This window comes from Streptomyces sp. NPDC110618 (genome assembly GCF_055657065.1).
Map to the genome: position 1 here is coordinate 55,200 of NZ_JBVKBN010000007.1, position 21,040 is coordinate 76,239.

Below are 21,040 nucleotides of genomic sequence, written 5' to 3' on the forward strand. Positions count from 1 at the left end.
GTCATGCCGCGGCCGCGGCACCCACCAGCAGCTTGCCCATCGCCGCCAGCACGGACGGCTCGACCCGGTAGTAGACCCAGGTGCCGCGCCGCTCGGAGGTGAGCAGTCCGGCCTCCTTGAGCTTCTTCAGGTGGTGGGAGACGGTGGGCTGCGAGACGCCGACGTCGGAGATGTCGCACACGCACGCCTCGCCGCCCTCGTGGGAGGCCACGGCCGAGAACAGCCGCAGCCGCACCGGGTCGCCGAGCGCCTTGAACATCCGCGCCGCGGTCTCGGCCTCCTCGGCGGTCATCGGGCGTTCGGTCAGCGGCGGGCAGCACGGCGCCACACCCTGGCCGTCGGCCCCGAGCAACGGCAGCACCTTCGCATTCGACATGCATCTATGTTGACACACGTCGAATCAGACGAACAGCGGGTGAACGAACAGCCGGCCGACGGACAGCGGGTGTACGAACGGCCGGCCGACGGACAGCCGGTCAGCGGCTTCGCAGGTGCGCCGCGAGGCGGCGGGCGACACGGGCGGCGTCCCGGCCGACCCCGCGCAGCGAGTTCGAGGACAGGGAGCGCTGCCACTCCAGCCCGGTGAACACCAGCCCCGGCACGGCCGTCGAGACGCCGCCGCGGTGCCGGGGCCGCCCCGCCATGTCCAGCGCGCCGTCGAGCCCGGCCAGGTAGGGCAGGTCGGGCCGGTAACCGGTGGCCAGCACGATTACGTCGGCCTCCTCCCGGGTGCCGTCCGCCCAGCAGACCTTCGCGCCGTCGATACCGGTGAAGACCGGACGGCGGTCCGGGGCGCCCTGGGCGAGGGCGGCGCGGTAGTGGCCGTCGTCGATGACGGGCTGCACGGGCGGCCGGCTCACCAGAGCACCCAGCGGGAGAACGTCCAGCCCGGTGCGCTTCAGCCAGAAGTGCAGGTCGCGCCCGCCGATCCGCTGCCGGGCGAAGCGCACCGGCGCACGGCTGGCGAGCGTGACGCACGCGGCCGCGGCCAGCTCGGCGGCGATCTGCACCGCGGAGTTCCCCGCGCCCACCACCACGACCCGCCGTCCGGCGAAGGGTTCCGGGCGGCGGTACTCGGCGGCGTGCAGCACCGTGCCGGTGAAGCCGCGCAGCCCCGGAAGCGCGGGGCGGTGGGGGTTGCCGAAGGTGCCGGACGCCGCGACCACCGCCCGTGCCGCGAGCACGCCGCCGCCCGCCGACTCCACCTCGAAGCCGCCGCTGGCGCGCCGTACGGCGGTGACCCGGCGGCCGGTGCGGATGTCCGCGTCCAGGCGGGCGGCGTACGCCGCGAGGTAGGCAGCGACCTCGTCGCGGTGCGGGTAGCGGTCCGGATCACCGGGGAGCGGCATCCCCGGCAGGGAGCTGTAGCGGGCCGGGGAGAACAGGGTGAGGCTGTCGTAGTACCGCGGCCAGGACCCGGCCGGGGTGTCGGACGCCTCCAGGACCACCGGCCGCAGACCCTCGCGCAGCAGGGCGTGGGCGGCGGCGAGGCCGGACTGCCCGCCGCCGATCACCGCGACATCGACGTGTTCCATGGACGAACCTCCTGGTTCGATAATTGTCTATGTTGACGTCTATCGATACAGGTGTCATGCTGGGCCGCGCAAGCCATCGACAGATGTCGAAATACGCGAGGAGTCGCCGTGAACGCGCCCGCCACCACCCAGCTGCCCGTTATCGTGATCGGCGCCGGACCCACCGGTCTGGCCGCCGCCGCCCACCTGGTCGGGCGCGGTATCGAACCCCTGGTCCTGGAGGCCGGCCCGGCCGCCGGCGCGGCGGTGCGGGAGTGGTCCCACGTGCGGCTGTTCTCCACCTGGGGCGAGGTCGTCGACCCGGCCGCCGAGAAGCTCCTCGCCCCCACCGGCTGGACCAGGCCGGACCCGGCGACGTACCCCTCCGGCGGCGACTGGGCCGAGCGGTACCTGCGGCCGCTCGCCGACGCCCTCGGCGAGCGCGTGCGCACCGGCGCCCGGGTCACCGGGGTCTCCCGGGCGGGCCGGGACCGGATCGTCGACGCCGACCGCGAGCAGCAGCCCTTCGTCGTGCACGTCACCCACGCCGACGGTCGCGAGGAGCGCGTCTTCGCCCGCGCGGTCGTCGACGCCTCCGGCACCTGGACCACCCCCGCCCCGGCCGGCGCCAGCGGACTCCCGGCCCTGGGCGAGCGCGCGTCCGCCGACCGTGTCTCCTACCGCGTCCCCGACCTCAAGGACCCCGCCGTCCGCGCCCGTTACGCGGGCAGGCGCACCGCCGTCATCGGCTCCGGCGCGTCCGCCTTCACCGCCCTCGCCTACCTCGCCGACCTCGCCAAGGCCGACGACGGCACCGGCACGAAGGCCGTGTGGATCCTGCGCCGCGGCATCTCCGGATCCACCTTCGGCGGCGGGGAGGCCGACCAGCTCCCGGCCCGCGGCGCCCTGGGCCTGGCCGCCAAGGCCGCCGTCGACGAGGGTTACGCCGACGCCGTCACGGGCTTCCGCACCGAGGCGATCGAACGCGACGGCGAGCGGCTGGTCCTGGTCGGCGAGGACGGCCGCCGCCTCGACCCGGTCGACGAGGTGATCGTGCTGACCGGCTTCCGGCCCGACCTGTCCTTCCTCTCCGAGATCCGCCTCGGCCTCGACGAACGCCTCCAGGCCCCCGTCGCCCTCGCCCCGCTGATCGACCCCAACCAGCACTCCTGCGGCACCGTCTACCCGCACGGCCACCGCGAGCTGGCCCACCCCGAACCCGGCGTCTACCTGGTCGGCATGAAGTCCTATGGCCGCGCCCCGACGTTCCTGGCGATGACCGGTTACGAGCAGGTCCGTTCCGTCGTCGCCGCCATCGCGGGCGACCTCGAAGCGGCCGACGCCGTCGAACTCACCCTCCCCGAGACCGGGGTGTGCGGCGGCGCCGGACTCTTCGACGCGCCCGGGGCAGCCGAGGGCGACAGCGGCTGCTGCGCGCCCGCGCCCCAACTCGTGCAGTTCGGCGCCCCCGCCACGCTCGGCGCGGCGGCCGACGAGTCCCCGGCGGGCGGCTGCTGCGGCTCGTGACCGGACTCGGCACCCCCGCCCGCGGGGCCGCGACCGGAACGGGGTACCGGTCGCGGCCCCGCGCCGCCCTGCCCGCCCTCTGTCTCACCCAGATCACCAGCTGGGGCATCGTCTACTACGCGTTCCCGGTCCTGAACCCGGAGATCACCCACGCGACCGGCTGGTCGGCCGGGGCGACCACCGCGGCCTTCTCCCTCGCCCTCGTCGTCTCCGCCCTCGCCGGAATCCGCGTGGGCCGGATCCTGGACCGGCGCGGCCCCCGCGCCGTCATGACCACCGGTTCCGCCATCGGCACCGCCGGTCTGCTGCTCGTGTCCGCCGCCCCCAACCTGCCTGTCTTCTTCGCCGGTTGGGCGCTGACCGGACTCGCGATGGCCACCACCTTCTACCAGCCCGCCTTCGCCGCCCTCACCCGCTGGTGGGCCCCCGACCACGTGCGCGCGCTCACCGTCGTCACCCTCGCCGGCGGACTCGCCTCCACCGTCTTCGCGCCCCTGACCGCCCTGCTCGCCGCGCACCTGTCCTGGCGCCACACCTACCTGGCCCTCGCCGCGCTGCTCGCGGTCCTGACCGTCCCCGCGCACGCACTGGCGCTGCGCGCGCCCTGGCCGCCCGCCCCGATCCCCGCACGGGACACGGCCGACGGCGCCGCGACCGTCGTCAGGAGCCGCCCGTTCCGGCTCCTGGCCGTGGCGTTCACCCTGTCGGGGTTCGCGATGTACGCCGTGGTCGTCGCGGTCGTCCCGCTGCTGCTCGAACGCGGCTACTCGACGGCCCAGGCCGCCTGGGTGCTCGGCATCGGCGGCGCGGGACAGACCCTCGGCCGCACCCTGTACGCGGCGCTCGCCCGCCGCACCACCCCGACGGCCCGCACCACGGCCCTGATCGCGCTCGGCGCCCTGACCACCGCCGCCTTCGCCGCCGTCCCCGGGCCGTACGCCCTGCTGGTCGCCGTGTCGGTGGTGGCCGGCATGGTCCGCGGCAACCTCACCCTGCTGCAGGCCACCGCCGTCACCGACCGCTGGGGCACCGCCCACTACGGCCGTCTCTCCGGGATCCTCGCCGCGCCGTCCACCGCGGCGGCGGCACTCGCGCCGTTCGCCGGCGCCGCCCTGGCGGTCCCCCTCGGCGGCTACGGGCCGCTGTTCCTCCTTCTGGCGACGGTCTCCGTGGCCGCCGCGCTCGTCTCCCCGTGGACGGCCCCGGGAACGCGTCGGTCTCCGTCATCACGCCCAACGCCCGGCGGTGGATCTCCGAAATGACGCCCAAAACCCGGCGTGTATACGACCCCTGTGACTGATGAGACGTCAGTGAAGCTGGTGGGACTTTAAATTACTGAACCGTAACCTACCGACTGGTATCGATCAGTCGGTTACCGCCAGTACGGTCCTGGCGAACCGTTCCCGCACTCCTGCCAGCCGCTTCACAGGAGGTTCGCCATGCCCGTACGCAGACGGCTCCTGGCCGCGAGCGTTCTCACCGCCGCCTGCCTGGGCGCCCAGGCCCTGTGCGGAACCGCCGCCACCGCCACCGACGAGGTCGTGTCCCGGGGTGTCACGATCCCGGCCTTCTACAACCCGCCCACCACGCTGCCCGCCGCGGACGGCGCCCTCGTGCGCACCGAACCGCTGAAACTGGCCCTGAGCCTGCCGAGCCTGGACGGCCCGCTGCCGGGCCGGGCGACCCGGCTGATGTACAAGTCCACGGACTCGAACGGCAAGCCGGTCGCCGTGACCGGTGCGTACATCGAGCCCTCCGCCGCCTGGAAGGGCGGCGGTCCGCGTCCGCTGGTCGTGGTGGCGCCCGGCACCATGGGGCAGGGCGACCAGTGCTCGGCCTCCATGGGCCTTGAGCACCCGATCCAGTTCAACGGCGAGACCGTGTCCGTCGGTTACGAGGACCTGACGATCTACCGGCTGCTCGCCAAGGGCACGGCGGTCGTCGTCACCGACTACGTGGGCCTCGGCGCCACCGACCGGCTGCACACCTACGTCAACCGCCTCGACGAGGCGCACGCCGTGCTGAACGCGGCCCGCGCCGCCCGCCAGGTGTCCGGGGCCTCGGTGACGGCCGCGTCGCCGGTCGGCCTGTTCGGGTACAGCCAGGGCGGCGGGGCGAGCGCCGCGGCGGCGGAGCTGCAGCCGTCGTACGCCCCGGACGTGAACCTCGTCGGCGCGTACGCCGGTGCCCCGCCCGCCGATCTCTCCGAGGTGACGCGGGCCATCGACGGCAAGGAGCTGGCCGGGGCGCTGGGCTGGTCGCTCAACGGGTTCGTGCAGTCCGACCCGAGTCTGAAGCCGATCGCCGACGCACACCTGACCAGCAAGGGCCGGGCGGCGATGACCGACCTGTCGACGATGTGCGTGGGCGACGCGATCTTCAAGTACGCGGGCGCGGACAGCGAGGACTGGACGAACGACGGCCGCTCGATCAGCGAGATCATCGCGGCCTACCCGAATCTGACGGCGTTCATCGACCGCCAGCGCATCGGGAAGCTGAAGCCGCAGGCCCCCGTGCGGGTGGTCACGGGCATCAGCGACAACCTGGTCCCGCACGGCCAGGCCCGGCAGCTGGCCAAGGACTGGTGCGCCAAGGGCGCGAACGTGACCTACGAGGCCGAGCTGATCCCGCCGCTGGGCAGCTCGCTGCTCAACCACATGACGCCGCTGCTGACCGACCAGGGCGAGGCGGTCGACTGGATCACCGACCGGCTCAAGGGCCGCGGCGTGTCCTCCAACTGCTGGAGCATGCCGCTCCAGCCCTGACGCAAGCGGGCCTCAGTCCAGGCGGTCGGCGAGCCCGGCCGCCTGGAACGCCGCCACCACGTCCTCACGGGTCTCGGTGAAGTGGGCCCAGCTGTCGCAGTGCACCGGCACGACCCGGCGGACGTCGAGAAGGCGGGCGGCCTCGGCGGCCCCGGCGCTGTCGAGGACCAGCGCGGCGCCGCCGAAGAAGGCCGGGGAGCGGGGGGCTCCGGCGAACAGGATCGCGGTGTCGACCGGACCGAAGCGGTCCGCGATCTCCTTGACCGCGTCCAGCGAGGCGTTGTCGCCGCTGACGTAGACCGAGGGCAGGCCCTCGCCGGTCAGGACGAAGCCGGCCACCTCGCCGAGGACGCCTTCCACGGCCTCGCGCGGGCCGGGCCCGTGGATCGCCGGTACGGCCGTGACGGTGACCGTGCCGCCGCCGGGCCGCTCCAGCTCCACGCTCTCCCAGTCCGCCAGGCCCTTGGCGGTGCCGCCGAGCCGGGTACCGCCGCCCGGGGTGGTCAGGGTGAGCGGGACGTCGGCGAGCAGGGCCCGGCCGGAGTCGTCGAGGTTGTCGGCGTGCTCGTCGTGGGAGAGCAGGACCACGTCGATCCGGCCCAGTTCCGCCGGCTGGGCGTTCGGCGGGGCCAGCTTGCGCTGGGTCGGGCGGCCCGGCCGCACGTACTCGCGGGGGGTGTCGAAGGTGGGGTCGGTGAGGAAGTTCAGACCGCCGTAGTCGAAGAAGGCGGTGGGCCCGCCGAGAACGCGGATGGGCAGGTTGCTGGACATGGACCTGGACTCCTCACGGATAGAAGGTGGTTTATCCGTGAGAGACACTACCCCTTTCTCACGGATAGCCGCAACGCCTACCATGAGAAGCATGAACGGAACCGTGGCCTCCGACAGCACCCCGCCGCCGCCCGTGCCCGGCGCGGAGCAGTACCCGGCGCTGGACTTCGCCAACAGCGTGTACGCCGTACCCGGCGGGCACTACGTGGACCTGCTGGGCGCCCCCGAGGGCGCCGAACAGTGGCTGGTGGAGCACGGGCTGGCCCCCGCCGACGCGGGCATCCGGGAGACCTGCGCGGCACAGCTCAGGTCCCTGCGCGAACAGGTCCGCGCCCTGCTGGCGGCCCAGATAAACGGCACCCCGGCCCCGTCCGGTGCCCTGGCCGCGGTGAACGACGCCCTCACCCGCGCCCCGGCCGCCGCACTCCTGCACTGGGACGCGGTACAAGGCCTGCACCGCCGGACGGCCCACCCCACGAACCAGATCCTCGACCACGCCCTGGCGGCCCTGGCCACCAACGCCGCCGACCTGCTGACCGGCCCCGACGCCCCCCGCCTCACCCCGTGCGCCTCCCCGCCCTGCATCCGCTGCTTCCTCCGGCACGGCCGCCGTCAGTGGTGCTCGACGCGCTGCGGGGACCGGGTGCGGGCGGCCCGGGCGTACGCGCGGCGGACGGGCGCCCGGGAGGACTGAGCCCCGGGAGGACCGGCCTCAGTACCGGACCGCCCTGGCCACCGTCGCCTTCACGTCCCCCGACAGGTCGCGGTGGCTGCGGGCCGTGGCGTCCTTCGTGGCGCCCGCCGCGACGTCCGGGACGGTGACGACGGTCGTGTCGAGGCGGTTGTCGTTCTGGTCGGTGAAGTCGATCTGGACGAGGAAGGACTTCGTCGAGTCGGCGGTGTTCTCCGCGGTGAGCTTCACCTCGGCCTTGCCGCCGGACGTGGACGGCGTGCCCAGGGTCACCTCGTCCTTGGCGTTCACGCCGTTCTTGACGTCCTGGAACCGGCGGTCCGCCTCCGAGGCGAGCGACTCCGCCGCCGACTGGGCCCGGCTCACCACGCTGGAGGGGGTGTCGTCGTCGGAGCAGGAGGTCAGGGCCGCAGAGGCCGCCAGCGCGGCGGCGGACAGCAGGCAGAGGGTCCGGTGGCGGGACATGGGGCCTCCAGGAGCGGCGGGTTACTTCGATTGAAGGGCCCGGACAGGGCTCTCGCACCTCGGCGCCTCACCCGTACGGCCCACTCCCGTGGTGGGCGGGCGTGCCCCGTCGGAACGTGGAGCCGACGACCCACCGGCGGGCGGCGCGCACCGCGCCGGCCGCCCCGGAGGAGACGGGACGACGCCCCATGACACAGCAGCCGCAGTCACACCCCCAGCAGTCGCAGCAGACCGGTGAGGGGGCGCGGGGAGGGCAGCCCCCCGTGTGGGACGAGGCCCATCGGCCCGCAGGGCCCGCGCCGGGTACCACCGGGTGGGCCGGGCCCGTGCCCGGGGCCACTCCCTGGCAGACCGGGGGGCTCGTCTTCGCCGGTGTGCTGATGATGGTCAACGGCGTGGTCGCCGTGCTCCAGGGCATCTCCGCCATCGCCACGGACGACGTGTACGAGCGGATCAACGACTACGTCTACAAGATCAGTCTCACCGGCTGGGGCGTCATCCTGCTCTGCCTCGGCGCCGTCGCGATGGTCGTCGGCTGGGGCATCCTGCAGGGCGCCTGGTGGGCCCGGATCACCGGTATCTTCCTGGCCTCCCTGAGCCTGGTGGCCAACTTCCTGTTCCTGCCGTACCAGCCCGTCTGGTCGGTCCTCATGGTCGCGCTGGACTTCTTCGTGATCTGGGCCCTCGCCACCGCTCCCGACCGTGAGAAGAGCCGGGAGAAGAAGACGAGGGCCCAGAAATAGTCGGCCCCGACCGGTCTCACACGTGTCCCAGGCCACCACTCCCGAAGGACCCGCTCGATCCGGGCAGCCAGCGTTTGCGCCGCTGATCCTTTCCGGTCCTGCTGCCCGCGTGCCGGAGCTGGTACGGCATCAGCCGTTCCCCGCCCTCCACGCGCGGCAGCTCGTCGGGCTCCCGCATCTCCCGCATCTCGTGGACCGGCCCGCCCTCGGGCATCTTCGGATGGTCCTCGGGAGAGGGATGCGGCAGCTCACGGTCCATGACCCGCATGCCGAAGTACACCGCCAGCACCAGTGCGCCGGCGATGAACAGGCCGCCCACAAAGGCCGCGACCACGTTGAGTACTTCGCTTGACGTGGCCGCCAGAACAACCGTCGTCGTACTCATATCCCAATTATCACTCAATCGGACGATTAGGCGCTTCCTGCGCACGGGGCCCGTGCATGACGCTCGTGCACTGCGACGCCACTGAGCGCCCCCCTGCTCCCCTGCTCCCCTACGTGAGCCACACCGTCGTGTCCGGGCCCAGCCGTCCGTCCGGCTCCAGCGGCGCGCTGGCGAGGACGACCTCCCCGGCCGGAAGGGGTACGGGGGTGTCCGACAGGTTGGCGACGCACCGCCAGCCGTCGGAGCGGGCGAACTGGAGCACACCGTCGGGGGCCTCGTCGGCCCAGGCGAGGTGTTCCCCGTCCAGCAGCTTGCGGCGCAGCTTGAGCGCGCCCCGGTACAGCTCCAGCGTGGACCCCTCGACGCCCTCCTGCGCCTCCGCGGACAGCTCCGCGAACCACTCCGGCTGCGGCAGCCAGGTGCCACCCGCGCCGAAGCCGTACGAGGGGCCGCTCCGCGTCCACGGCAGCGGCACCCGGCAGCCGTCGCGGCCCTTGCGTACGTGGCCGGTCTGCTCCCAGATGGGGTCCTGGAGTACGTCCGGGGGCAGGTCGGCGACCTCGGGGAGGCCCAGCTCCTCGCCCTGGTAGAGGTAGGCGGAGCCGGGCAGCGCCAGCATCAGCAGGGTGGCGGCGCGGGCCCGGCGCAGGCCCGCCGCGCGGTCCACGGCGGGGGCGGTGCCGCCGGACAGCAGCCAGGCGTTGTCGTCGGTGCCCGGGGGCAGCATCAGCCGGGAGGCGTGCCGGACGACGTCGTGGTTGGAGAGCACCCAGGTGGCCGAGGCACCGGCCGCGTGGGCGTCGGCGAGGGAGTCGGCGATGACCCGGCGGAGCTGTCCGGCATCCCAAGAGGCTTGCAGGTACTCGAAGTTGAACGCCTGGCCGAGTTCGTCGGGGCGGGCGTACAGCACCCGGCGGTCGCCCGGGACCCAGGCCTCGGCGACGGCCATGCGGGGCGGGGAGTAGGAGTCGAGGACGGTGCGCCAGTCGCGGTAGATCTCGTGGACCTCGTCGCGGTCGTAGAAGGGGTGGCTGCCCGGGGCCATCGCGGACAGGGCGTCCTCGCCGGTGAGTCCGGGGGCGCCGAGGTCGCGCAGCGGTTCGGAGAGGTCCTTGGCGAGGGCGTGCGCGACATCGACCCGGAAGCCGTCGACGCCCCGGTCGGACCAGAACCGCAGGGTGGTGCGGAAGTCGGCGCGCACGTCCTCGTTCGCCCAGTTCAGGTCGGGCTGCTCGGGGGCGAACAGGTGCAGGTACCACTGCCCGTCCGGCACCCGTCGCCAGGCGCTGCCGCCGAACACGGACTGCCAGTCGGTGGGCGGGAGTTCGCCGTGCGCGCCGCGCCCGTCGCGGAAGACGTAGCGCTCCCGGGCCGCCGAGCCGGGGCCGTCGGCGAGGGCCCGCCGGAACCACGCGTGCCGGTGGGAGGTGTGGTTGGGGACGATGTCGACCATGACCTTCAGGCCCAGGCGGTGGGCCTCGGCGACCATGGCGTCGAAGTCGTCGAGGGTGCCAAGGCGCGGGTCGACAGCGCGGTAGTCGGCGACGTCGTAGCCGCCGTCGGCGAGTTCGGAGGGGTAGAAGGGGCTCAGCCAGAGGGCGTCCACGCCGAGGGCGGCGAGATGGGGGAGGCGCTCGGTGACGCCGCGCAGGTCCCCGAGCCCGTCGCCGTCGGCGTCGGCGAAGCTGCGCGGGTACACCTGGTAGACGACGGCCTGCCGCCACCAGTTCGGGTCCTTGAGGGAGAGGTCGGGCACGGCGGGGCGGGCAGCGGTCACGCGATCTCCTCTGCGGCGGTGCGGTTCTCCACCATCCCTGCCACCGCGTCCGCGCCCTCAACCGGACCGGGTCCGGAGTACGGGATTCCCTGTGTGGGGGAATTGTGACGGAGGCTTGAACTCCACAACCGTTGCCGCAGGTTGACAGGGGATCAGGCCCCCACCACCATGGGTTTCGCGCTGGGGCCCATGTGACCAATGAGCCCAGTGTTTCTTCGACCACCACCCCGGTACGGCACGGCCCGCCGTCGCTGTGCGCTGCCCGCCTGCCGTCGCCCGGGTTCTGCTCACGCCAAGATGGGGATTCGCATGTCCATAGCGAGACGTGTCATCGCGCGGCGCCTGCTGGGGACGGGCGCCGTGTCGCTCGCCCTGTGCGCCGCCACGGTCGCCGCCGCGTCCGGCGCCCACGCCACCGGCACTCCGGGCGGGGACGGCTGGAAGACCGGGGGCCACTACAAGCCGGGGACCGGTCCGGGCACCGAGACCGCCACGGACCGGTGCCAGTTCTCGCTGGACGGGGTCACCTTCCAGGACTCGGTCAAGGTCGACGGCGAGAACCTGAAGCCGGACGAGAACGGCAAGGTGCACATCAAGGTCCGTACCGCGGGCGACGCGACGGCCTGCACCGCCTCCCTCGCCTCCTACCTGGCGCACGGCCCGACGTTCGCCACCTCCGGCCTGCAGGTCCTGGTCGGCTTCGACACGGTCACCGTGAAGCCGGGCGAGACCGACTCCCTCGACATCCCGGTGCCGGACAAGGGCTGCTACGGGCAGATCGACCTCTACCGGGGCGCCATCAAGTACGACGGCGACTTCGACGCCGACGACGGCTTCGAGCACGGCGACGCGCCCAAGGGCCCGGACCGCCCGGTCATCAAGGACAAGCTGATCGCGGCCTGGAACGGCGGTACGTCGGACTGCACGATCGAGTCCCCGCCCGCGTCGACGCCGCCCGCGTCCACCCCGCCAGAGGAGTCCGCCCCGCCGTCGGAGCCCCCGGCGAGTGAGCCGCCGACGAGCGAACCCCCGGCCGAGGAGACCCCCGAGGAGCCGACCCCCTCGGAGTCCACCACGCCCCCGGCCCCCACCCCGAACGGCGGTGACGGCGGCAACCTCGCCGAGACGGGCGCCGACAGCACGACGCTCCCGGTCACGATCGGCGCGGCGGTGCTCCTGGCGGGCGGCGCGGCAATCGTCCTGACGACGACCCGCAGGCGCCGGGGGCAGTCAGGCTCGTAACGCAGGTACGTGAGGGCCGCGGGCACCCCCGGGGCAGGGCCTAAGCGCCCTCCACGGCCCCCAGCCACAGCTTCACGTACCGCTCCACGTCCACGTCCAGGGCCACGTCGACCAGCGCCTGTTCCCGCTCCCCGTGGTGGATCTCCGCCTCCCCGGGACGGGCGCGGCGGTCGACGATCGTCTGGCCGCGCGTGGGGCCGGGCGCGAGGGAGACCTCGACCGGCAGCAGCGCGGTGGTGAGCCCCCCGGGGTCCACCACCGCGCACACGGCCCCGGCGTCCCCCAGCCCGCCCGACGGATCGTCCCCGTCGGGATCGGGCGCCGAGGGACGGTGGGCGAGCAGTTCACCGGCGAGCCGCACCCGGGGCTCGGAACTTGCCCGCAGCCGCTCCACGTCCCCGGCGGGGACCAGCACCCGCTGGAACACGTCGAGCCCGTACATGGTGAGCGGCACCCCCGCGGTGAGCAGAATCGCCGCGGCCTCGGGATCGTGCCAGACGTTGAACTCGGCGACCGGGGTGGCGTTCCCCGTGGCCACCGCCCCGCCCATGAACACGATCCGCGAGATGTTCCGCACCACCTCCGGGTGGGTCCGCAGCAGCAGCGCGATGTTCGTGAGCGGCGCCGTGGGAATGAGAGTGACGGGAGTCGGCGAGGCGAGGATCTCGCGGCGCAGCAGGGTCACCGCGTCCACGTCCACCGGACGCCGGGTGGGCGCCGGCAGCCCCAGGTCCCCCATCCCGTCCACCCCGTGCACATGACTGGCGGGCCGCGCCGGTTCGATCAGCGGCCGCTCGGCGCCCCGCGCCACCGGGATGTCCCCGGCCCCGGCCACCTCCAGCACGGTGAGCGTGTTCCGGACGACCCCGTCGACATCGGTGTTCCCGGCCACACAGGTCACCGCCCGCACGTCGAGCCCGGGATGCCGTACGGCGAACAGCAGGGCGAGTGCGTCGTCGACCCCGGTGTCGCAGTCGATGATCACCGGAATGGGCTGACCGGTCATACGAGGGTCCCCTCTCCACCACGTGTCGCTACGACGACCTTACGCAGCGTTTCACCGTTCGGCCCCTCACCCGGACGGACCGGCGCGCTGGCCGCGAGACGCGCGGGGTGGTGCCTTGAAGGCACGTCCTTTGATCTTGGGAAGCGTCTGGAGGTCCGTGATGGCCCGCTCCTCGGCCCGTGTGCTGGTCGGTCCGGTTGTCGCCCTGGGGGTGCTGGCGGCGGTGAGTGGCTGCGGCAGCGGCGGGGCGAAGGGCGGCGCCGAGGAGTCGGCCGCGCCCAGGCCCGCCCGCAGCGCCCCGCCCTCGCCGGTGTCCGCCCCGGCGCTCACCGAGGCGCAGGCGCACGCGGCGCTGATCACCGAGCAGGATCTCGGGGAGCCCTGGTCGGCCACTCAGGGGGCCGCGACCTGGCGGGACGGGATGCTGAAGACCACCGTCGAGCAGCAGGACTGCCGGCGCCTGATGGACGCCCTGTACACGGAGGAGTTCTTCGGCCCCGAGGTCCGCCCCCGTGCCGTGACCGGGCTCGACGACGACTGGGACGGGGCGCAGATCCGCTACCAAGTCCTGGCGCACACGCCGCGGGACGTGGACCGGACGCTGGAGTGGCTGGCCTCGCTGCCGTCGAAGTGCGCCGAGTTCACCGCCGTCACCGCGACCGGGGCACGGCAGCACGCCTGGGTGAGCGAGTTCGAGCTGCCCGAGGCCGGGGACGCCCGGCAGGGACTGCGGATCACCCTCACCGCGCCCGGCGACGAAGAGGCCGAGGACGGCGGGGAGACCACGCTCACCCTCGATCTCGTCGCCGTGCGCGTCGGTGAGGACGCCCTCGTCTTCACCAACGGCGGCCTCGGCGAAGTTCCGGAGGAGGCGACCTGGGCCACCGCGGACATCGGCGCGCGGCGGCTGGAGGAAGTGCGCAAGCAGGGGCGGGCCCAGGTCTGAGCCCCGGTCACTCCGCGCGGAAGCGCAGTTCGTGCGCGACCACCGCGCGGGCCGCCTCGGTGACCGTACGGCCGTCGGCGAAGGCGCGGGCGCGCAGAAGCGCCAGGGACTCGTGCGCGGAGGTGTCCGTCTGGGCCATGACCATGCCGACCGCCTGGTAGACGCAGTCATGGCCCTCGACCAGCGTGTCCAGCCAGTCGGCACGGCCGGACTCCTGATCGAGGTCCTCCGTGTTCCGGGCCAGCGCCATCAGCGCCGTCGTCACCGCCCCGGCCAGCGCCCGCGCGGTGTGCTGCTCGGCGGCGGTGAGCGCGCCGGGGGTGTCGCGATACAGGTCGAGCGTGCCCACACACAGCTCGTCGTCGCCCAGCGGCAGCGAGTACGTCGCCCGCACCCCCGCCTCGGTCGCCTCCTCCGCGAAGACCGGCCACCGCTCCGCGTCGAGGCCTTCGGTCAGGTCGCACGCGTACACCGCCCGCCCGCTGCGCGCCGCGCTCTGACAGGGCCCCTCGCCGAGCGTGGCCTGGATGTCCGTCACATACGCGGCCTGCGCCCCGCTCTCGCACAGCCGCACCGGCATGTCCTCGTCGTGCAGGGAGACGCTGGCGCTGGTCACCGGCAGCAACTCCACGGCGACGGCGCACAGTCGGCGCGGGACGTCACCCGGCCCCCCTGCCGCGCCGGGCACGGCGGTCCCGTTGGTCCCACGGCCGTCTCCGTTGCCCTGCCGCACGGTCACCACCTCCGAAGCGGCGCGCCTGCCCCGCCGCCCATCCCGGGTTCCGGCCCCCGACTACCCGAGGCCCCCGGGGCGAAACCGGTCCCGGCCGCTCACACGGGCGGCTGGGCGGGCGCGGGCCCCAGGGTGGTGGTCCCGGGCGCCGTACGGTGGCCGAGCCCCGTCCGGTACGCGTCCAGCGCCGCCTCCACCCGTCCGGTACGGCGGAACAGATCCCCCAGCAACCGGCACAGGTCGGCCAGGTCACCGGCGGCCCCCGCCCGCTCCAGCAGGCTCAGCGCACGCACGTAGTGCTCCTCGGCGGCCTCCGTGTCCCGGGCGTCCTCGGCGATGATGCCGAGCAGCCGGTGGGCGGCGGCGGAGTGCAGGGCGCCGCGCTCGGGGCTGAGGTCGCTGAGCACCTCGCGCAGCAGGCCCGCCGCCTCCTCGGACTTGCCGCGCCGGTGCAGTACGTCCGCCAGCTCCACCGCGACCTGGCTGGTGTAGAGCGCGGCACGCTTGGCGGACAGCATCGCCCGCGCCTCCCGCAGCTCCTCCTCGGCCCGCTCCAGGTCACCGTTCTGCGCGCACACGTATCCGCGCATCCAGTGGCAGTGGGCCAGTTCGGTACGGATCTGAAGGCCCCGGTACAGCTCGGCCGCCTTCGCAAGCGACGCGTCGGCCTCCGCGATCCGGCCCTCGGCGAGCAGGGTGCGGGCCACGGATCTGTGCATACGGGCCACCAGCGCCGGGTCACCGGCCTGCGGGGCAAGCGCGAGCGCGAGTTCGGCGGCCTGGGCGGCGCGCGCGTGGGCGCCCAGGTCCATGTACGGGCCGATCGCGCTCGCGTACAGCAACAGCAGCGCGTCCGGGTCGTGCAGGCCGCTGCGGTTCAGCTCGTCGATCGTCGATTCCAGCAGGTAGACGGCGTACCGCAGCTCCCCGGCCAGGTAGTGCGCGAGCGCCCGCCCCCTCAGCGCCGGGACCCGCGCCGTCAGCGGCGCCCCGCGCAGGGCGGCCTCCGCCAGCTCGAAACGGCTCCGGGCCTCGTCCAGGTCCCCGGTGTCGATCCCGCACTCGCCGAGCCCGATCAGCGCGGCCACCCGCTCCTCGACCAGCCCCGCCGCCTCGGCCTGCGCCAGCACGGCCGAGAACGCCGTCACGGCCGCCTCGGTGTCCCCCGTCGCCAACGTCCGCTGCGCGTCGGTCAGTTGCAGCCGCAGTTCCGTCGCCACGCGGGCCGAACGGCCGGTCACCAGCTCGTCGTACGCCACGCCGAGCCGTTCGGCGATGTGCTTCAGCGCTTCGTCGGAGGGGCGGACCCGGCCGGCCTCCAGGGTGGAGATGTAGGCGGGCGTGTACGCGGGCTCCGCGAGCTGCTTCTGCGTCAGCCCGCGCTCGGCACGCCACCGCTGCACCCGGCGACCGATGGTCAATGGGTCGTCGCGCTCCGACATGGCCCAACTCCCCTAGTACCTCTTGCCGTTCGACTCCGACAGCCCCTAGGTTAAACCCGGAGTTAAGCCTGATTACCGAGGTCGCTTAATACATTTTGTCAATACACCGCTTGCGAGGTCGCCGTGCTCGAACGAACCAGCACAAGCGTGCGCTATGTCCGTGGTGTGGCCGCGGCGATCGTGGCCGTGGCCACGCTGGTGCTAGCCGCCAACACCGGACCGGCGAAGGCCGCGGAGTCGGTTCAGGAACCGACAGCCACGGCATTGACGAAGGCGGAGTAGGCCTCCGGGGAGAGGGTGACCACTCCGTGGTCGGGATTCTTCGAGTCGCGGATGGCGATGTGGGGGGTGAGGTCGGCGACTTCTACGCACTCGCCGCCGCTGCTTCCGCTGTGGCTCGACTTGCGCCACGAGACGGAGCCGACGGTGGCGCATTCCACGCAATCGCCGCCGCTGGTGCCGCTGTAGCTGGACTTGCGCCATGAGACCGCCCCGAGGGCGGCGCACTCGACGCAGTCTCCGCCGCTTGAGCCGCTGTACGAGGACTTACGCCACTCAGCTCGGGTCAGTTCCAGGCTGCTCTCCATAGCGTTCCTCCATGACGCGGGCGATCAGGTCGGCCGAGTCCTCCATGGAGAGGGCGGCGGCCTGCAAGCGAGCGTATCCGACTGAACGCTCCCTGATCACTTGTGGGTTGGCGGTCATGTGCCCCTGGTCGTAGCTCTCACAGTAGAAGAGGTCGGGGTGGTCGTCGAAGCGCAGGAGATTGAATGAGCCCATCATCCCCGGGTGCGCTCCAACCATGTACGGCAGCACCTGGATGTGCACCCACGGGTTCTCCCGGAAGCTCAAGAGGTGGGCGAGTTGGCCCCGCATGACCTCGCGGTCGCCGACGAGCTGGTACAGCACGGACTCGTCCAGCACCACCCACAGCGCGGGCGGTTCCTGGCGCTCCAGGATGCGCTGCCGATCCATGCGCGCGGCCACCATCTCGTCACCCCTGTCCGCATGGTCGAAGGTCAGCAGGGCAGTCGCGTAATCCCGCGTCTGCAACAGCCCGTACACCAACTGGCACTGGTACGCGGAGATGTACGAGGCCGACGCCTCCATTTCCGCGTACGGCTGGAACCAGCTCGGGAGTTGGCTCCGTAAGACCAGCCCCACCAACCGCGTGAACATCCCGTCCGTCATCAGCGCCGCGTCCGCCCGCTCGGCGAACTCCCGTGTCGGCACCTTCAGGGTCGTCTCGATCTGTCCGACGAGCGAACCGGTACAGAAGATGACGTCCCCCAGCTCCCGCTGGGTCAGCCCCGCTTCCTCGCGCTTCCTTCGCAGTTCGTACCCGAAGTAGTCCAACGGAGAGGCACTCGGGTCCAGTTCACGAATGTTCGCCATGTAGCCGAGAGTAACGACGCGACTACTCTCGCGTGACCCAAATCACGAAATTGACGCCAGTGAAGTCAGCCGTTGCTGCACATGATCCAGCGCCCCCTGTCGACGGCCTGGCACCCGTGCCCTCAACTCGGCCAGGGCGGAGCCCAGTTCACGCGCCGCCCGAGGGTCGCTGATCCGCCCCCACTGGTGGTGCGCCCGGTCCACCGCCGACTCCACTTCGGGGTGCTGCGGCGGCTGCCCGGCGCCGAGGCGGGCGGAGGCGACCCCCAGCCAGGCACGGCAACTGCGCACCGCGTCCCCGGCGAACATCGCGAGGTCGGCCCGGACTTCCGCCCAGTGCAGGGCCTCCGCCGAACCGGGACCGTGGGCGGCGAGCGCGAGCCGTTCGTGGTGCGCGGCCAGCGCGTCCGCGTCGCCGTGGCGGCCGGCGTTGACGGCCTCGCGGATGGTGGTGTGCGGGTCGGGCGCCGGACCGCCCGACGCGCCGAGGACGATGTCCCGCATCACCTCCCCGCCCAGCCGCGCCAACGCCTGCTGGTGCAATTCCGCCGGCTCCGGGCGCCGCCCGCTGCGCAGGATCGTGGCGACGGTCTTCATGTACGAGGGGACAGCGACGGTCCGTCTCCCCGGCGGCGGCGCGATACGGCCGTAGACCGCCGCCTCCCGCCCGGAGTCCAGCGGGCGCGTCCGCAGCAGTTCCCAGGTCTCGGCGTCCGCGTGCAGGTCGAGGATCAGGGAGGTGGTGCCCGGTGCGCGCAGGCGCAGTTCGTCGCGGACCCAGTGCCAGGGCAGGGCGGTGTAGCGGACGGTGGACGGGGTGGTGCGGGCCAGGGCGAGGTGCACCTGCCGCTGTCTGCGGTCGAGTTGGAGCTGGCCGGTGACGAAGACGGTGAGCGGTCCGGGGGCGGTCGCGGCGGCGCGCAGGCGGGTGAGGACGGCCTGCGGTTCGAGGGGGTCGGCGAGTTCGACGACGTTGGCGGTGTCGGTACCGGCCAGGACAGCGGGCGGTACGGCCGCGAGGACGGGGAGCACGGAGGCCGCGTCCACCAGGCAGCCCTTGCCCGCCGGAGCGGCGGCGAGCAGCAGCACGGTTCCGGGCATCGGTCCCTCCCCATCCCCCGGCGATCACGTACGGCAGCACCGTAACCTCTGCGGCTGCAAAGGTGGGTCCCGCCGGCCGGATCACGGCGGCCGTCCGGCGGGCCCCGCGGGCCGTACCGCGAACACGGTGGTGTCGTCGGCGAGGAGGCCGCCGCAGTAGCGCAGGGTGCCGTCGCGGACGTAGGCGACCAGGCGGTGCGGATCGGTGAGGCGGGGGTCGGCGGCCACGGCCTGGCCCAGCTTCTCGACCAGCGGGTAGAAGGCGCCGGTGCTGTCGCGGGCCTCGGTGACGCCGTCGGTGGTCAGCAGCACCGTCTCGCCGGGCGCGAGCGGGGTGCGCAGCACCGGGGGCGGGCCGGTTCTGCCGCCGAGCCAGCCGAGGCCCAGCGGGAGGCCGTCGGTCACGGGGAGTTGCCGTACGCCCGAGGGGCCGACGATGAGCGGCGGGTCGTGGCCGAAGACGATCGACTCCACGACGCCGGTGCCGCTGTCGCCCGCGGGGAAGTTCAGCAGCACCGCCGTGGCGAAGCGGTCGGAGTCGGCCCGGCCGAGGGCGGCGATATGGCCCGAGTGCCGGACCATACGGGTCTCCAGGCGCTCGGCGACCACCGCGAGGTCCTCCTCGTGGTAGGCGGCCTCGCGGAAGGTGCCGAGCAGCGCGGCGGCGGCCTCCACCGCGCCGATGCCCTTGCCCTGCACGTCACCGACCAGCACCCGGGTGCCGTGCGGGCCGGGCTGGACGTCGTAGAAGTCGCCGCCGACCGCCTCCACGTCGGCGGTGAGGTACACGGCGGCGTGGTCCAGGCCGCCCCAGACCGGCGGCAGCGGGCGCAGCACGGTACGGCGGATGGTCTCGGTGACGTCCCGCATGTGCAGCATGCGCTGCTCGCCGCTGACCCGCACCGCGCAGGCCAGCGTGGCGAGGACACCGCCGATCGCGGAGAGCATCAGGTCGCCCGGCCCGGCCTGGTACTCGTTGGGCAGGAAGCTGTCGGCGACGGCGTAGGTGGTGGTGGACAGCACCGCGAACGCGGCCGTGCCCCACACTCCGCAGATCGCGGCGGCGATACCGGGCACGAGGACCAGCCAGGAGATGATCCGGAAGTCCTTGCCGGTGTAGAAGTCGACCCAGGTGATCCCGACGAGCAGCACCAGCGGCGGCAGCCAGGCCACGCTCCGGCCGCCCAGCCGCAGCATCTGGTGACGCTGGACCGGGTTTTCGGTGGCGTCGAGCGCCAAGCGGCGGGCGGGCCGGCCGCTCACCGGTCTGAGTGCGCGCCGCCCGCTCATGCCGCCAGCGAAACACGGGGGTGTGCGGCCCGCATCTCCGACTTGCCAGGGTGCACGCCCCGGGTGTGCTCTGGATGTCGGGGGCGAGGAGGAAGGAGTGCTCTCATGGCTCACGCGGCACCCACACCCGGACGCCCGATGGCCAGGACGACCATCACACCCGACGTCTTCAGTGAGCGCACCCACAAGATGGCGCGCTACGGCATCCCCGTCGTCCTCGGTCTGATCTACGGCCTCTGGGCCGCGGCCAACCGGCGCGACGGCGGTGAGATCACCGGCTGGAACATCCTGTTCGGGTTCGTCACCGCGATCGCGTTCATGGTGCTGTGCATCGCGGTGGCCCAGTTCGCGCCCAAGCTGAAGCGGGAGCTGCACTCGCTGGTGAAGTCAGGCTTCGCCGGCGCCGCCATCGGCTTCCTCTACAGCCAGACCGGTGCGAGCGTGCTCAGCTCCGCGGGGCTGGGCCTGGCGGTGACGGCGGGCGTGTTCATGGTGTTCTTCTACCGCTACTACACGCACGAGGACGGCGAGGGGAACCCGCTCCCGCGCTGAGGGGACACCGCGAGGGAACACCCGCCGACGGACACACGCGTGGGCCCCGGCTCGAACGGCCGGGGCCCACGCGCTCCCTCACCTACCCCTCACCAGCCGCCCAGCGGGCTCCACTCGCCGGACGACGTTCCCAACGGCTCCTCCCAGTTGGTCCAGCGGCCGTCCTTCCACTGCGGACACGGGTCCGAGCAGGTCGGCACATGGGCCCGGCCGACGTCGACGAAGGCGGCGGCGGCCCAGCCCTGGGCGCCCTTGAGCCAGTACCAGTACGGGTTGCCGTTGACGCTCTGGCCGCGCACCTTGCACTCCACGCGGTCCTGGCTGCCCGGGGAGAGCCAGGTGACGACCGGCGAGTGGGTGGTCGGCGCCTGCCGGACGTTGAGCTTCGTGTGGGAAATGACGGTGCCCCAGATCGGACCGTGGTGACCGCCGCCGCTGCCGCTACCGCTTCCGTCGGCGTATGTCGGCGGGGCCGGCGCCGCCGCCGTCGCGCCCGCTGTCGCGGCGACCAGGGAGCCGCCGGTGAGCAGGGCCACGGCCAAGGTCCGCAGGGCCGGAGTGGTGCGCATGATCGGCCTCCTTCTCCCCAGCACCAGGAAACACCCGTTCGGGTGAACCCTCCACCGGAGCGCGGACAGCCCAGGTCACCCCCGGGGTGCGGCCCCTCGGCCAACCGGCGGCGCCCCGCTGGCGGC

22 protein-coding genes are annotated in these 21,040 nt (G+C 73.1%); 8 read left to right on the forward strand and 14 right to left on the reverse strand.

Annotated features, from left to right (window positions below):
* Position 1 precedes the first annotated feature (1 nt).
* Both ACZ7L7_RS15345 and ACZ7L7_RS15350 read right to left on the reverse strand, forming a co-directional pair.
* On the reverse strand, positions 2-376 hold the full coding sequence (locus ACZ7L7_RS15345) for an ArsR/SmtB family transcription factor (protein ID WP_285515615.1): 375 nt from the start codon (positions 374-376) through the stop codon (positions 2-4).
* A gap of 100 nt (positions 377-476) precedes the next feature.
* A complete protein-coding gene (locus ACZ7L7_RS15350; protein ID WP_285515614.1) occupies positions 477-1,535 on the reverse strand; it encodes a flavin-containing monooxygenase in 1,059 nt (352 codons plus the stop codon).
* A gap of 108 nt (positions 1,536-1,643) precedes the next feature.
* On the opposite strand from ACZ7L7_RS15350, the gene ACZ7L7_RS15355 reads away from it, so the two are divergent.
* From ACZ7L7_RS15355 to ACZ7L7_RS15365, 3 genes are all read left to right on the forward strand, one after another.
* Positions 1,644-3,041 carry an NAD(P)-binding domain-containing protein gene (locus ACZ7L7_RS15355; protein WP_285515613.1) on the forward strand — a complete coding sequence of 466 codons (1,398 nt, stop codon included), beginning with the start codon at positions 1,644-1,646 and terminating at the stop codon, positions 3,039-3,041.
* A complete protein-coding gene (locus tag ACZ7L7_RS15360) occupies positions 3,038-4,303 on the forward strand; it encodes an MFS transporter (RefSeq protein ID WP_471430967.1) in 1,266 nt (421 codons plus the stop codon). The genes ACZ7L7_RS15355 and ACZ7L7_RS15360 overlap by 4 nt, the downstream gene beginning before the upstream one ends.
* Positions 4,304-4,480: 177 nt before the next feature.
* Entirely contained in the window at positions 4,481-5,806 is a 1,326-nt protein-coding gene (locus ACZ7L7_RS15365; protein ID WP_285515611.1) for a lipase family protein, read from the forward strand.
* Between the two features lie 12 nt (positions 5,807-5,818).
* Here ACZ7L7_RS15365 and ACZ7L7_RS15370 read toward each other — a convergent pair whose 3' ends face one another.
* Entirely contained in the window at positions 5,819-6,577 is a 759-nt protein-coding gene (locus tag ACZ7L7_RS15370; protein ID WP_285515610.1) for an MBL fold metallo-hydrolase, read from the reverse strand.
* An 82-nt stretch (positions 6,578-6,659) separates the two neighbouring features.
* Between ACZ7L7_RS15370 and ACZ7L7_RS15375 the strand changes: the two genes are divergently transcribed.
* A complete protein-coding gene (locus ACZ7L7_RS15375; RefSeq protein WP_472076081.1) occupies positions 6,660-7,271 on the forward strand; it encodes a CGNR zinc finger domain-containing protein in 612 nt (203 codons plus the stop codon).
* Between the two features lie 18 nt (positions 7,272-7,289).
* Here ACZ7L7_RS15375 and ACZ7L7_RS15380 read toward each other — a convergent pair whose 3' ends face one another.
* Positions 7,290-7,733: an FxLYD domain-containing protein gene (locus tag ACZ7L7_RS15380; protein ID WP_285515608.1), complete on the reverse strand. Its 444-nt coding sequence runs from the start codon at positions 7,731-7,733 to the stop codon at positions 7,290-7,292.
* A gap of 188 nt (positions 7,734-7,921) precedes the next feature.
* Here ACZ7L7_RS15380 and ACZ7L7_RS15385 point away from each other — a divergent pair, with 188 nt between their 5' ends.
* Positions 7,922-8,476, forward strand: coding sequence for a DUF7144 family membrane protein (locus ACZ7L7_RS15385; protein WP_285515607.1), 555 nt, complete (start codon positions 7,922-7,924; stop codon positions 8,474-8,476).
* A gap of 16 nt (positions 8,477-8,492) precedes the next feature.
* Here ACZ7L7_RS15385 and ACZ7L7_RS15390 read toward each other — a convergent pair whose 3' ends face one another.
* Both ACZ7L7_RS15390 and ACZ7L7_RS15395 read right to left on the reverse strand, forming a co-directional pair.
* Positions 8,493-8,861, reverse strand: coding sequence for a DUF6479 family protein (locus tag ACZ7L7_RS15390; protein WP_285515606.1), 369 nt, complete (start codon positions 8,859-8,861; stop codon positions 8,493-8,495).
* 109 nt (positions 8,862-8,970) lie between these two features.
* The gene (locus tag ACZ7L7_RS15395; protein WP_472076083.1) at positions 8,971-10,638 is read right to left on the reverse strand and encodes a glycoside hydrolase family 13 protein; all 1,668 of its coding nucleotides are present in this window, start codon (positions 10,636-10,638) and stop codon (positions 8,971-8,973) included.
* 309 nt (positions 10,639-10,947) lie between these two features.
* On the opposite strand from ACZ7L7_RS15395, the gene ACZ7L7_RS15400 reads away from it, so the two are divergent.
* Complete coding sequence (locus ACZ7L7_RS15400) at positions 10,948-11,880, forward strand: LPXTG cell wall anchor domain-containing protein (RefSeq protein ID WP_471593241.1); 933 nt, start codon at positions 10,948-10,950, stop codon at positions 11,878-11,880.
* A 40-nt stretch (positions 11,881-11,920) separates the two neighbouring features.
* Here the strand turns inward: ACZ7L7_RS15400 and ACZ7L7_RS15405 are convergent, their stop codons facing one another.
* Positions 11,921-12,886 (reverse strand): nucleoside hydrolase, encoded by a 966-nt coding sequence (locus tag ACZ7L7_RS15405; RefSeq protein ID WP_472076085.1) that lies wholly within the window; start codon positions 12,884-12,886, stop codon positions 11,921-11,923.
* Positions 12,887-13,046: 160 nt separating this feature from the next.
* Between ACZ7L7_RS15405 and ACZ7L7_RS15410 the strand changes: the two genes are divergently transcribed.
* Positions 13,047-13,832 (forward strand): hypothetical protein, encoded by a 786-nt coding sequence (locus ACZ7L7_RS15410; RefSeq protein ID WP_285515602.1) that lies wholly within the window; start codon positions 13,047-13,049, stop codon positions 13,830-13,832.
* A gap of 7 nt (positions 13,833-13,839) precedes the next feature.
* Here the strand turns inward: ACZ7L7_RS15410 and ACZ7L7_RS15415 are convergent, their stop codons facing one another.
* The 6 genes from ACZ7L7_RS15415 to ACZ7L7_RS15440 all read right to left on the reverse strand — a co-directional run bounded on the left by ACZ7L7_RS15415 (position 13,840) and on the right by ACZ7L7_RS15440 (position 19,793).
* The gene (locus ACZ7L7_RS15415; protein ID WP_285515601.1) at positions 13,840-14,565 is read right to left on the reverse strand and encodes a GAF and ANTAR domain-containing protein; all 726 of its coding nucleotides are present in this window, start codon (positions 14,563-14,565) and stop codon (positions 13,840-13,842) included.
* Positions 14,566-14,663: 98 nt separating this feature from the next.
* The gene (locus tag ACZ7L7_RS15420) at positions 14,664-16,007 is read right to left on the reverse strand and encodes a helix-turn-helix domain-containing protein (protein WP_093719813.1); all 1,344 of its coding nucleotides are present in this window, start codon (positions 16,005-16,007) and stop codon (positions 14,664-14,666) included.
* Between the two features lie 242 nt (positions 16,008-16,249).
* Positions 16,250-16,594 carry a DUF397 domain-containing protein gene (locus ACZ7L7_RS15425; protein ID WP_285515599.1) on the reverse strand — a complete coding sequence of 115 codons (345 nt, stop codon included), beginning with the start codon at positions 16,592-16,594 and terminating at the stop codon, positions 16,250-16,252.
* On the reverse strand, positions 16,563-17,402 hold the full coding sequence (locus ACZ7L7_RS15430; protein ID WP_285515598.1) for a helix-turn-helix domain-containing protein: 840 nt from the start codon (positions 17,400-17,402) through the stop codon (positions 16,563-16,565). Before ACZ7L7_RS15430 ends, ACZ7L7_RS15425 begins: the two co-directional genes overlap by 32 nt.
* A 42-nt stretch (positions 17,403-17,444) precedes the next feature.
* Positions 17,445-18,503, reverse strand: a complete 1,059-nt coding sequence (locus tag ACZ7L7_RS15435; RefSeq protein WP_285515597.1) for a hypothetical protein — start codon at positions 18,501-18,503, stop codon at positions 17,445-17,447.
* 81 nt (positions 18,504-18,584) lie between these two features.
* On the reverse strand, positions 18,585-19,793 hold the full coding sequence (locus ACZ7L7_RS15440) for a PP2C family protein-serine/threonine phosphatase (RefSeq protein ID WP_472076088.1): 1,209 nt from the start codon (positions 19,791-19,793) through the stop codon (positions 18,585-18,587).
* A 105-nt stretch (positions 19,794-19,898) separates the two neighbouring features.
* On the opposite strand from ACZ7L7_RS15440, the gene ACZ7L7_RS15445 reads away from it, so the two are divergent.
* The gene (locus ACZ7L7_RS15445; RefSeq protein ID WP_285515596.1) at positions 19,899-20,345 is read left to right on the forward strand and encodes a hypothetical protein; all 447 of its coding nucleotides are present in this window, start codon (positions 19,899-19,901) and stop codon (positions 20,343-20,345) included.
* Positions 20,346-20,434: 89 nt separating this feature from the next.
* On the opposite strand, the gene ACZ7L7_RS15450 is transcribed toward ACZ7L7_RS15445, so the two are convergent.
* Positions 20,435-20,914, reverse strand: a complete 480-nt coding sequence (locus ACZ7L7_RS15450; protein ID WP_285515595.1) for an SH3 domain-containing protein — start codon at positions 20,912-20,914, stop codon at positions 20,435-20,437.
* Between the last annotated feature and the right edge of the window lie 126 nt (positions 20,915-21,040).